Annotated in this window: 13 protein-coding genes; 6 read left to right on the top strand and 7 right to left on the bottom strand. The window is 72.0% G+C overall.

Annotation, left to right across the window (positions count from 1 at the left end; all coding sequences use genetic code 11):
• Nucleotides 1-30 precede the first annotated feature (30 nt).
• The 4 genes from ACFYX3_RS16530 to ACFYX3_RS16545 form a co-directional block, all read right to left on the bottom strand.
• Nucleotides 31-903, bottom strand: coding sequence for a Cof-type HAD-IIB family hydrolase (locus ACFYX3_RS16530; protein ID WP_389013545.1), 873 nt, complete (start codon nucleotides 901-903; stop codon nucleotides 31-33).
• A gap of 79 nt (nucleotides 904-982) precedes the next feature.
• On the bottom strand, nucleotides 983-1633 hold the full coding sequence (locus tag ACFYX3_RS16535) for an NAD(P)-dependent oxidoreductase (RefSeq protein ID WP_389013548.1): 651 nt from the start codon (nucleotides 1631-1633) through the stop codon (nucleotides 983-985).
• Entirely contained in the window at nucleotides 1630-2433 is an 804-nt protein-coding gene (locus ACFYX3_RS16540; RefSeq protein ID WP_389013553.1) for an SGNH/GDSL hydrolase family protein, read from the bottom strand. Before ACFYX3_RS16540 ends, ACFYX3_RS16535 begins: the two co-directional genes overlap by 4 nt.
• Before the next feature lies 1 nt (nucleotide 2434).
• Nucleotides 2435-3154, bottom strand: a complete 720-nt coding sequence (locus ACFYX3_RS16545; RefSeq protein ID WP_389013556.1) for a hypothetical protein — start codon at nucleotides 3152-3154, stop codon at nucleotides 2435-2437.
• Between the two features lie 69 nt (nucleotides 3155-3223).
• Between ACFYX3_RS16545 and ACFYX3_RS16550 the strand changes: the two genes are divergently transcribed.
• Nucleotides 3224-3739 carry a MarR family winged helix-turn-helix transcriptional regulator gene (locus ACFYX3_RS16550; RefSeq protein ID WP_389013559.1) on the top strand — a complete coding sequence of 172 codons (516 nt, stop codon included), beginning with the start codon at nucleotides 3224-3226 and terminating at the stop codon, nucleotides 3737-3739.
• Between the two features lie 535 nt (nucleotides 3740-4274).
• Here ACFYX3_RS16550 and ACFYX3_RS16555 read toward each other — a convergent pair.
• Both ACFYX3_RS16555 and ACFYX3_RS16560 read right to left on the bottom strand, forming a co-directional pair.
• Nucleotides 4275-4415: a hypothetical protein gene (locus tag ACFYX3_RS16555; RefSeq protein ID WP_382655996.1), complete on the bottom strand. Its 141-nt coding sequence runs from the start codon at nucleotides 4413-4415 to the stop codon at nucleotides 4275-4277.
• A gap of 143 nt (nucleotides 4416-4558) precedes the next feature.
• On the bottom strand, nucleotides 4559-4870 hold the full coding sequence (locus tag ACFYX3_RS16560) for a hypothetical protein (protein WP_376583615.1): 312 nt from the start codon (nucleotides 4868-4870) through the stop codon (nucleotides 4559-4561).
• Nucleotides 4871-5029: 159 nt separating this feature from the next.
• Between ACFYX3_RS16560 and ACFYX3_RS16565 the strand changes: the two genes are divergently transcribed.
• From ACFYX3_RS16565 to ACFYX3_RS16575, 3 genes are all read left to right on the top strand, one after another.
• Nucleotides 5030-6025 carry a LuxR C-terminal-related transcriptional regulator gene (locus tag ACFYX3_RS16565; protein ID WP_389013565.1) on the top strand — a complete coding sequence of 332 codons (996 nt, stop codon included), beginning with the start codon at nucleotides 5030-5032 and terminating at the stop codon, nucleotides 6023-6025.
• 223 nt (nucleotides 6026-6248) lie between these two features.
• Nucleotides 6249-6770, top strand: a complete 522-nt coding sequence (locus ACFYX3_RS16570) for a response regulator transcription factor (RefSeq protein WP_389013568.1) — start codon at nucleotides 6249-6251, stop codon at nucleotides 6768-6770.
• A gap of 58 nt (nucleotides 6771-6828) precedes the next feature.
• Nucleotides 6829-7041 (top strand): MbtH family protein, encoded by a 213-nt coding sequence (locus tag ACFYX3_RS16575; RefSeq protein WP_359511563.1) that lies wholly within the window; start codon nucleotides 6829-6831, stop codon nucleotides 7039-7041.
• On the opposite strand, the gene ACFYX3_RS16580 is transcribed toward ACFYX3_RS16575, so the two are convergent.
• Nucleotides 7001-7810, bottom strand: coding sequence for a 4'-phosphopantetheinyl transferase family protein (locus ACFYX3_RS16580; RefSeq protein WP_389013573.1), 810 nt, complete (start codon nucleotides 7808-7810; stop codon nucleotides 7001-7003). The two genes, ACFYX3_RS16575 and ACFYX3_RS16580, sit on opposite strands and share 41 nt — an antisense overlap.
• A gap of 346 nt (nucleotides 7811-8156) precedes the next feature.
• Here ACFYX3_RS16580 and ACFYX3_RS16585 point away from each other — a divergent pair, with 346 nt between their 5' ends.
• Together ACFYX3_RS16585 and glyA are read left to right on the top strand one after the other, a co-directional pair.
• On the top strand, nucleotides 8157-8978 hold the full coding sequence (locus tag ACFYX3_RS16585; protein ID WP_389013576.1) for a TauD/TfdA family dioxygenase: 822 nt from the start codon (nucleotides 8157-8159) through the stop codon (nucleotides 8976-8978).
• Between the two features lie 34 nt (nucleotides 8979-9012).
• On the top strand, nucleotides 9013-10380 hold the full coding sequence (glyA, locus tag ACFYX3_RS16590; RefSeq protein WP_382655982.1) for a serine hydroxymethyltransferase: 1368 nt from the start codon (nucleotides 9013-9015) through the stop codon (nucleotides 10378-10380).
• Nucleotides 10381-10470 lie beyond the last annotated feature (90 nt).

Raw genomic sequence — 10470 nt, forward strand, 5'->3', positions numbered from 1 at the left:
CTCAGGCCCGGAAGGCCGCCGCTCCGACCGTCAGCCCCGGGTCTCCGCCGCGGCCAGTGCCTCGGCGACGAGCTGTTCGATGACGACGGCCACGCCGTCCTCGTTGTTGCTCACCGTGCGGCCCGAGGCGGCGGCGACGACGTCCGCGTGGGCGTTGCCCATCGCGTACGAGCGGCCGGCCCAGCTCAGCATCTCGATGTCGTTCGGCATGTCGCCGAAGGCGGCGACCTCCTCGGCCGCGATGCCGCGCTCGGCGCAGCACAGGGCCAGGGTGGAGGCCTTGGAGACGCCGAGCGCGCTGATCTCGATGAGGGCGGTCGGGCTGGAGCGGGTGAACGCGGCCAGGTCGCCCGCGGCCTCCCGAGCGAGCGCGAGGAACACGTCGGGGTCGAGCTCGGGGTGCTGCGCGAGCAGCTTCAGCACCGGGGCCGCCGAGCCCGGGGTCTCCTCGAAGAGGAGCTTCTCGGCGGTGGCGACGGTGGCGCCGGGGTCGAGGAAGAAGGGCGGGTACAGCGGCTCGTAGTGGATGCCGGTGGTGAGCTCCACGGCGAAGGAGGTCCCCGGTGCGGCGGCGCGCAGGGCGCGGACGACGTCGAGCGCGACCGGTCGCTGCAGGGGGCGGACCTCCAGGAAGGTGCCTCCCGCGTGGAGGTCGACGACGGCGGCGCCGTTGGCGCAGATCGCCAGCCCGTGCCCGTGGACGTGGTCGCTGACCACGTCCATCCAGCGGGCCGGGCGGCCGGTGACGAAGAAGACCTCGATCCCGGCCTGCTCGGCCGCCGCGAGGGCGGCGACCGTGCGCGGGGACACGGACTTGTCGTCGCGCAGCAGGGTGCCGTCGAGGTCGGTGGCGATCAGCCGGGCCACCGGGGCGGAAGGGCGCGGGGAACGGGGAGAGGTCACCGCACCATTCTTCCCCACCGGACGCACGGGCGTGCGAGGGGTTGCACATATGAGTGCGCGGGTTCCCGGGGCGGTGCCTTCAGTACGCGACCTCCACGACGGCCCGGTGGGCGCGGCGGTCGTCGACGTGGGTGAGCAGGTAGTGCGCGAGATCGGCGCGCGAGAGGGACTTCGGCCGCTCCAGGTGGGCGTTCTCGGCGGTCCGGTAGGTGCCGGTCAGCGGGCCGTCGGTCAGCATCGGGGGCCGGACGACCGTCCACGCGGTGCCGTCCGCGACGGGTGAGCGTACGAGGCTCTCCATCCGGGCCATGTCGGCGTAACCGTGCCGGTAGAGCCGCTGGATCACGTACCGGGTGACGAGGCGCTGCGGCAGCGGCACCTCCGGGGTGATCTCCAGGCCCGCGGAGGAGAGACAGAGCAGCCGGCCGACGCCGGAGGCGCGCATGGCCTCGACGATGTTCCGCGTGCCCTGCGAGTAGACGGTCGTGGGGTGCTTGCGGTCGGTGCTGCCGAGACAGGAGAGGACGGCGTCGTGGCCGGCGACCGCCTGCCGCCAGGTCTCGGGGGCGAGGGCGTCGCCGGGCAGGACGGTCAGCGGCGCGTCCGGGTCCGTGACCGGGACGCGGGCGGGGTCGCGGGCGACGGCGGTCACCTGGTGGCCGGCGCCGAGGGCCTGGGCCAGGAGCTGTGCGCCCGTACCGCCGGTGACGCCGAAGAGCATCAGCTTCATGACGCCTCCTGCGCGAGCGAGTCGACGAGCGCGACCGTGACGGCCCGCTGGCCTTCGAGGGTGAGGTGGATGCCGTCGTCGAGGTGCAGTCCCGCCGTGGCCGGCCGGGTGTCGACCGTGAGTTCGGGGCGCCCGAGGAGGAAGTCGGCGACGGCGTCGACGTCCTCGCTCGTCCAGCCGATCCCGGCGCGGCGGAAGTGCGGGTAGGCGTCGGCCCGTTCCTGGTCCACGGAGCTCGGGGTGAGCCAGATCCAGCGGTCGGGGCCGAGGCCGGAGAGGTCCCGCAGGGCGAGGAGGTTCCGCTCGGTCTCCGTCTCGCTGACCAGCCGGGTGCCGGCCGCTTCCGCGCCGCGGCCCAGGCGCTGGGCGTCGTTCGCGCCGAGCATGCACAGGATCCAGTCGGGGCGCAGGAAGGCGAGCTGCGGCAGGAGGGCGAGGGCCTGCGTGGTGGTGGAACCGGAGACGGCGAGGTCGACGAGTTCGACGCCCTCCGGGAGCAGGTGGCGCAGGATCGAGAACCAGGAGAGCCGGTCGGCGGTGGTGCTCTCGCCGAGGGCCACGATCCGCTGCCCCGGCCGGAAGGGCAGCCGGTCGGCCCGCTCGGCGAAGGCGGGGTCCTCGAGCAGCTCGGCCGCGGTGTGCCGGGTCTGGTCGTCGAGGTCCTCCAGCAGCTTCCGGTACGCCTCGGTGTCGAGGCCGAAGAGGTCGGCGAGGCGGGTGTCGGGCAGTTCGCCCAGGTAGCGCAGGGTCTTCTCGGGCTGCTGGAAGCGCACGAGCTTGTGCGTGAGGTTCTCGGCCATGTCAGTGCTCCTTGCGGGTGCGGTGACGGGGCAGCAGGAAGCCGGCGGCGATCAGCCAGCCCAGGCAGGTGAAGCGGGCCAGCGGCAGCAGCAGGGCGGCGCCGTCGAAGAGCAGGGTGAGGGTGGAGAGTTCGGCGACCGCCGCCAGGACGAGACCGGTCACGGCGAGCGCGCGGGGCAGCAGTCCGGCGAGGAGCCCGGGGACCGCGATCCCGGCGACGAGCAGGCCCAGCGTCACGACGTGGCCCGGACCGCCGGTGGCGAAGGCCAGGTACTGGAGGGCCCGGACGAGCGAAGGGAGTTCGAGCACCTCCGTACGGGAGAGGGTCCAGCTCACCAGGCCGCAGAAGGCCAGGAATCCGGCGGCGAGGAGGCCCCCGGCCAGGGCGATGGTCGCGCCGGGGGCGCGGACGCCGAGCCGGTGCAGCCGGGCCGAGACCGTGGCGGCGTAGACGGCCAGCGGGACCGAGGCCGCGAACTGGAGGGCGCCGGAGATCCGGACGGCGTCGGAGTGGGCCCGGAACCAGGCCACGATCTCGGCGGTCGCGCCCGTCCCGCCGAAGGGCGAGGGGAAGGGGTCGCCGCCGGCGAGCACGGTGCTGAGCACGAGCCCCGCCAGGAACAGCCCGGTGAACACCACGGCGAGCACGCCGGGCGGCGGCCCTCCCTGGGCTTCCTTCCGAGGGGCTTCCGCGGGCCGGGTGCGGGTCTCTGCAGACACGGGTCCTGTCCGTTCTGTGAGGAGAATAGTTCACAGTAGAGAATCGTTCTTGTGGCGTACGATAACTCCGTGAGCAGTGACCGGCAACCAGTGGAAGATCCCGGAGCGGCGTCCGCCCCGCCCCCGCGCGGCGGAGCGTTCCTCCTCGCCCAGCTCGGGGCACACGCGGCGGGACGCTTCGGCGAGCGCGTCGGCGAGCTCGGCCTCGCCCCGCCGGACGTCGGCCTGCTGCGGATGATCGCCATGGAGCCGGGACGGAGTCAGCGCTCCCTCGCCACCGACCTCGGCGTCGTCCCGAGCCGGGTCGTCGCGCTCATCGACAACCTGGAGAAGAAGGGGTTCGTCGAGCGGCGCCGCAGCGCCGAGGACCGCCGCCACCACGAGCTGCACCTCTCCGAGGACGGGCGCCGCGCGCTCGGACGCGTCCGCGAGGTCGCCGCGCTGCACGAGGACGACCTGTTCGCGGCGCTCGACGAGGAGGACCGGGCCCGGCTGACGGCGCTCCTCGGGCGGATCGCCGAGCAGCAGGGCCTTACCCCGGGCGTCCACCCGGGTTACCGCCAACTGCCGAAGCGCCCGGGCTGAGCGGCGGGATGGCGCGTTCCGGCCCGCGCCATTCAGGCCTGCGCCATTCAGGCCCGCGTCATCCCGGCCCCGGGACGTGGCCGCCGGGACGTGGCCGTAAAACACCCGTTCGTTTTCGACGTGACGGGGAAGATTCCTGGGAGCTGACGGCGTATCCAGGGAGGGCGGGCATGGTCGCGGGCCGGCGACGTGCGGAGTGCGACTCCTGCGGTGTGCCGTGCGGGGCGTGGGTCGCGAGCCTCGGGATGGCTCTCTGCGTGGAGTGCGAGCAGGCCGGTATGGGACACCCGGCGCGGGAGCCGGTCCTCGTGGGCGAGGTCCTGGACGATTTTCCGGTCCTGCTCGCCCTGTGGCGGAGCCACGAGCAGCGGAGCCACGAGCGGCGGACGGCCTGAAGGACGGCCACGGGGTCCGCGCAGACGACGAAACGGCACCGAAGACTCTGTCTTCGGTGCCGTTCGGCGTTCTGGGAGGGGCGCCCCGGGGCGCCTCGCGTCCCGTTCCGTGGACCGACGCCGAGGCGTCGGAGCGGGTGTCAGCCCCAGATCACGTCGTCCAGGGCGGCGGCGGTGACGGTGGTGTCGGCGGTGTCGCCGGCCCCGTCGAAAGCCGGGACCAGGAGAGCGAGAGCCGTGAGGATGACTGCGGCCCAGCGGGCGGAACGGAAGCGCAGCAAGGTGTGAGTCCCTTACGAATCGGTGGGGGGGTTGTTCTTTCGGTGTGACAGAGCTTCGTCAAGCCGAAAGGCGTTCGGAAGGGACTTCCGGTGGACGGAACGGGCCCTGGACCGAAGAGGTCAGTGGGCCGCGTCCGGGGAGCTCAGCCCACGAATCCGTCGAAGCCGTACGGCGCGAGCAGCGGCGCCTCCGAGCGGCCGACCCGCCACCCCGGCAGCGGACCGATCTCGGTGACCGCGCGCAGGCACAGCCGCGCCGCCGTCTCCTCCGCGACCCGGAGGCGGTCGGCGAGGAGATAGACCCCCACCGTCAGTCCGTGGCCCGGATGCGGGTGGATCACCACATGCTCCACTCCGTCGCCGGGAAGTGCCAGGTCACGCAGGAGATCCGCGAGGTTCTGAGGGATGCACAACTCCGCCTTCCTATTGAGGAGTTCGGTATGAACGAGATACACACCCGGCATTTTCCTCAAAGGACGAACCGGGAAGAAGAAGAACAGAAGTCCCATTCCGGCAATGGCCGGTACAGTCCAGGACGCCTTCTGTAGAAAACTCGCGACGCATGTGATGATGGAGCCTCTAAACCGCGAGATCTCCGGGGGGAGAGATGAGCCGTGCTCAAGTCGCTCGGTCTTGATTCCATTGCCGAGGCCGTCTACCGGGGTCTCCTGGCGCGGCCGCGCGACGGCGTGGCGGACCTGGCGGAGCGCCTCGCACTCACCCCCGAGCAGGTCCGGTACGGTCTCGACACCCTGAGCGAGCTGGCGCTGCTGCGTCCCTCCTACGACGAGGAGGGCAAGCTCTGGCCCGTCTCGCCCGAGGTCGGCCTCCAAATGCTCATGGCGCGCCAGCAGGCCGAGCTCGCGGCGCACCAGAAACGCCTCGAGGAGTCGCGGGCGGCCGCGGCCCAGCTGATCGCGGAGTACGAGGAGATACGGCCGGCCGACACCCGGCCGCACAGCGAGCGTCTGACCGGGATCGACCAGATCCGCGACGGGCTCGCCGCCCTCAGCCGGGACACCCGGGAGGAGGTCATGACCTTCGCCCCGGACGGGCCCCAGCGGCCGGAGCACATCGAGGCCGCGAAGCCGCTCAATCAGGAACTCATCGACCGGGGGGTCCGCCTGCGGACCGTCTACCTCAACAGCGCCCGCAACAGCCCGCACACCCTCCAGTACGTGAGCTGGCTGTCCAAGCTGGGCGGCCAGGTGCGCACCGTGCCGACCCTGCCGACCCGGATGATCGTCTTCGACCGCAAGGCCGCCGTCATCCCCGTGAACAGCAACAAGAGCGCCGAGGGCGCCGTCGTGCTGACCGGGCAGGGCACGCTGACCGCGCTGTGCGCGCTGTTCGACAGCGTCTGGAACGACGCCCGGCCGCTCAACGAGGAGAGCAGGGCCGACGAGCAGGGCCTCACCGACCAGCAGGCCACGGTCGTGGTCCTGCTGGCCGAGGGACACACGGACGAGACCATCGCGAAGCGGCTCGGGGTGTCGCCGCGGACCGCGCGGCGGCTGGCCTCCGAGCTGATGACCAGGCTCGGGGCGCGCAGCCGGTTCGAGGCGGGCGTCCGCGCCGTGCAGAACGGCTGGATCTCCGAGCAGCGCTGACGCCGCCGTGACCGTTTCAGGGGCCGGCCCTCCACGGGCCGGCCCCTTCGGCATGCCCCCGTACTCCCGGTCCCGTGCCCCCGTACCTCCCCGCGCGCCGATGTCCCTTTCTGTCCAGGGCCCCAACGGGCCACCGGAGTCGCCTTCCGGTGGGTGCTCCGATCACGGAGATTGGTCCTGTGGAGCCGGAGTGGACCGGACCAAGCGAAGACGGGGAGACGACATGACACGTGCCGGGATCTTCGTCGAGAACCAGCTCGCCCTGCTCGGCATCCGCTATCTGCTCGACGCGGAGGCCGACATCCAGGTCGCGTTCGCCGCGAGCACGCCGTTCGCGGTGGCGCCCGGGTCGGTCGACTGCCTCGTGCTCGACCGGGGCCTGCTCGGCGAGCTGCCGCCGGCCGTCCCCGCCGCCCGCACGGTCCTCCTCACCCGAGGACCGGAGACGGGCTCGGAACGGACGGGCGCGACCCTTCCGTTCGACGACGCGCCCCTGCTGCTCGTGGACGCCATCCGGCGGGTGGCGGCACCGGGACCGGCGCCCGTCCGGCAGGGCGTCGCCACGCTCTCCCCGAGGGAGCGCGAAGTGCTCGGGCACCTCGTCGAGGGCTGCACCCACGACCAGGCGGCCCGGCGGATCGGCATCAGCCAGCACACGGTCGACACGTACGTGAAGCGCATCCGCTCCAAGCTCGGCGCGCACAACAAGGCGCAGCTGGTCCGCGCCGCCCTGACCACCCCCTGACCATCCCGCGCGCACCGTCCGCGCACCCCGAACCCCGACAACGACAGCAGGTGGAGACATGACGACCGAAGGCATCGGCACCCAGCTCGTGGTCCGCAATCACGAACTGCAGTACTCGCTCTGGCCCGCCGACCGCGAGCTGCCGGCCGGCTGGGAGCCGGAGGGCTTCAGCGGCGAGCGGCAGGAGTGCCTCGACCACATCGAGCAGGTGTGGACGGACATGAGGCCGCTCAGCGCCCGGGCCCCGCAGCCGGCGGCGGCCCCGAACTGAACCCGGCGGCCGAGGGGCGGCTCCGGGAGTAGGCGGTGAAGACGGGCCGGACGCCGCCGATCACGGCGACCGCGGCCGCGCAGCCCGCACCGGCCTCCAGGTCGGCCAGGACGAAGTCCTCGGCGGGCCCGGCCGCCGGACCGCCCAGGAACAGCACCCTCGGGTCCTCCTCTGGAGCCGACACCCCGACCTCGGACAGTGGTATCCGCAGTCCCTGGCCCGTGGCCTTGAGCACCGCCTCCTTCCGGGTCCACATCCGGTGGAAGCCGCCGATGGTGGCGTGGGCGGGGGTACGCGGCTCCGCGGGGCCGAGGACGTGGGGGAGCAGCTCCGCGGGGGCCACGGAGGCGCTGATCTCCTCGACGTCGATCCCGACGGGGCCCGTGCGGGTGACGGCGACCCCCACCCGGGAGCCGGAGTGGGACACCGACACCTGGAGCCCGGTGCCCGGCAGTTCGGGCTTCCCGTGGTTCCTGGAGCAGTCGGGGCAGCGGGCGACCACCTCGACCCACTGGGGTGGCAGGCCGAGGTAGCCGGCGGCCGCGGTGCGCAGCAGGGCCCGGCCGGCGATGAACCGCTGCCGGTCCTCGACGCGGCGCAGCTGCGGGAGCCGGGACTGCTCGGTCTCGTCGAGCAGGTCCAGGCAGGCGTCGGTGACCGTGGCCGGATCCGCCCACCAGACATGGCAGTCGGCCGGGCCGAGCACGGGGACCGCCGGGAGCCGGTCGATCCGGTGGCCGGCCGCGTACGGCGTGGGGCACGAGCTCATCGTCCACCGCCTCCCTTCCCCTGCCGTTCGCCGCCGTTCCGCTGGTCGGGACGGGGAGGTACCGCATGTACCGATCGGCCTCCCATGCTCGCGGCAGGACGGCGTGAGCACACGCCCCCGAAAGCCGTGACACCTGTTCCGGGGACACCGCGCACTCCGTCCCGTGGACGGAATTGGACACCCCCTGCAATGACCGGATCAGTCCAGGATCCCGATATTGCCCACCGTATGAACGCCCGCCTAACGTCACGGTCGTGATGAAAAGTCAGGGCCTCTCTCTCCCGTAGGAATTCTCATGGCGATAACCCCCTTCAAAACCTCTCCCCTTTCCGACCACCACGGTCTGGTGATCGAAAGCGCAGATCTCCCCCTCGCCGAACTCCCGCACTCCGAGATCGCCGAACTCTTCAAGCAGCACGGCACGCTGATGTTCCGTGGATTCGGTGCCACCGCCGATGATTTCCGCGCGCTGGTCCAGAAGTTCTCGTCGAAGCTGTTCTTCCACCAGAACCCCAACCGGGAGACGATCTCCGACGACGGCGCCGTGCTCCTCGTCGACGCGCACCGGAACCCGATTCCGGCGCACTCCGAGATGAGCTACTGCCCGCTGCACCCCGGCCTCCAGTGGTTCTACTGCGTGCGCCCGGCCGACGAGGACGGCGAGACGACGGTCTACGACGGCGTCGAGGCGTACAAGCGGCTCGCCCCGGAGACCCGCGAGCTGTTCGACAAGCTGCGGCTGACCTGGCGTCTGCCGTTCCCGACCGCCCCCGAGCACCAGGAGCGCGTGTTCGGCACGGCCGACCGCGCCGAGCTGGAGGCGCTGTTCGCCACCTTCGACGACTTCGAGTACGACTTCGACGAGGCCGGCAACCTCAACTGGAAGTGGACCGTCTCCGCGGTCCCGCAGGCCCCCTACGTGGACGCGCCCACGCTGTGCAACAGCTACCTGGGCTCCGGGGCGCTCGTGTCCTTCGAGGACGGCTCGTCCATCCCGCAGCACTGCCGCTGGGACGCGCTCGATGCCACCGAGGAGGTGCGGGTCGACCTCCAGTGGGAGTCCGGCGACATCGTCATGATCGACAACAAGCGCGTGATGCACGGCCGGCGCGGCTTCGAGGACCCCGACCGCAAGGTCGCGGCGATGCTCTCGACGCCGAACTTCTGAACCCCCTCACCCCTCACAGTTTGGATTCGGCCCCATGACCCAAGCCGTCGGACTGCCCACGCTCACCCCTCCGACCGCCCCGCTCTCGGCCTTCTACGAGAACGCCCTGCACGCCATGGAGCTCGGGGACCCGGCCCTGTACGGGCTCCTCGACGACGAGCTGCACCGGCAGCGCGAGACCCTCGCCCTGGTCGCCTCCTGCAGCCCCGTGAACCCGGCGGCGCTGCTGGCCGAGGGCAGCTTCTTCGCCAACGTCACGGCCGAGGGCTACCCCGGCCGCAGGTTCCACGCCGGCTGCGTGAACGTCGACAAGGTCGAGGAGCTCGCGGTCGAGCGCGCCAAGCAGGCCTTCGGCGCCCGCTACGCGAACGTCCAGCCGCACTCGGCGAGCACCGCCAACCAGGTCGTGATGAACTCGCTCCTGAAGCCGGGCGACCCGATCCTGGGCCTCGACCTGGACGCCGGCGGCCACCTCAGCCACGGTGCCAAGGTCAACCTCTCGGGCAAGATCTTCGAGGCGCACAGCTACGGCCTCGGGGCCGACGGCCTCATCGACTACGAGGAGGTCCGCGCCCAGGCGCTCGCGCACCGCCCGAAGCTGATCATCGCGGGCACCACCGCCTACCCGCGTACGCTCGACTGGGCCGCGTTCCGCGCCATCGCCGACGAGGTGGGCGCCTACCTGCTGGCCGACATCACCCACATCGCCGGTCTCGTGGTGGCCGGTCTGCACCCCTCGCCGCTGGCCCACGCCCATGTCGTGACCACGTGCACGCACAAGCAGCTCTACGGCCCGCGCGGCGGCCTGATCATGCTCGGCGACTCGGCCGACATGGTGCTCCCCACCGGCCGCACGCTCCAGCAGACCCTGAACACCGGGCTCTTCCCGCTGATCCAGGGCGCGCCCGTGGTCAACAGCATCGCCGCCAAGGCCTACGCCCTGGGGGCCGCGACCACGCCGGAGTTCACCGCCCGGATCCACCGGGTCCGCGACCTCGCGGCCGCCCTCGCCGGGCAGCTCGTCGCCCGCGGAGTGCGGGTGATCTCCGGCGGAACCGACAACCACATCGTCGTGGCCGACGTCCTCACGTCGTACGGCGTCACCGGTGTCAACGCCGAGAAGGCGCTGGAGCAGTGCGGTGTGCTCGTCAACAAGAACCGGATCGTCGGCGACACGCACTCCGCGTTCGTCACGTCGGGCGTGCGCTTCGGCAGCAACAGCATGGCGGCCCGCGGTTTCGACGAGGCCGACGTCGCGGAGGTCGCGGAGCTCGTCCACGAGGTGCTGACCGACCTCGAGAACACCTCCAACAACACCTACGCCCTCGACCCCGCGCTGCGGGCGCGCGTCCAGGAGCGGATCCGCAGCATCTGCCACCGCCGGCCGGTCGCCGGCTACTGACCGCGATTCCCCGGCGGGCCGGCGAACCCCCATGACGCCGGCCCGCCCCCGCGGTGTGCCCTCCGAGCCACTCCGCCCCCGTCCGGGCCC

Source organism: Streptomyces sp. NPDC002463 (assembly GCF_042889835.1).
GTDB lineage: Bacteria > Actinomycetota > Actinomycetes > Streptomycetales > Streptomycetaceae > Streptomyces > Streptomyces nymphaeiformis.

What these genes read in the sequence shown, in the direction of transcription:
- glyA (WP_382655982.1), top strand. Translation starts at nt 9,013, where the DNA reads ATGACCCAAGCCGTCGGACTGCCCACGCTCACCCCTCCGACCGCCCCG.
- ACFYX3_RS16570 (WP_389013568.1), top strand. Translation starts at nt 6,249, where the DNA reads ATGACACGTGCCGGGATCTTCGTCGAGAACCAGCTCGCCCTGCTCGGC.
- ACFYX3_RS16535 (WP_389013548.1), bottom strand. Translation starts at nt 1,633, where the DNA reads ATGAAGCTGATGCTCTTCGGCGTCACCGGCGGTACGGGCGCACAGCTC.
- ACFYX3_RS16580 (WP_389013573.1), bottom strand. Translation starts at nt 7,810, where the DNA reads ATGAGCTCGTGCCCCACGCCGTACGCGGCCGGCCACCGGATCGACCGG.
- ACFYX3_RS16540 (WP_389013553.1), bottom strand. Translation starts at nt 2,433, where the DNA reads ATGGCCGAGAACCTCACGCACAAGCTCGTGCGCTTCCAGCAGCCCGAG.
- ACFYX3_RS16575 (WP_359511563.1), top strand. Translation starts at nt 6,829, where the DNA reads ATGACGACCGAAGGCATCGGCACCCAGCTCGTGGTCCGCAATCACGAA.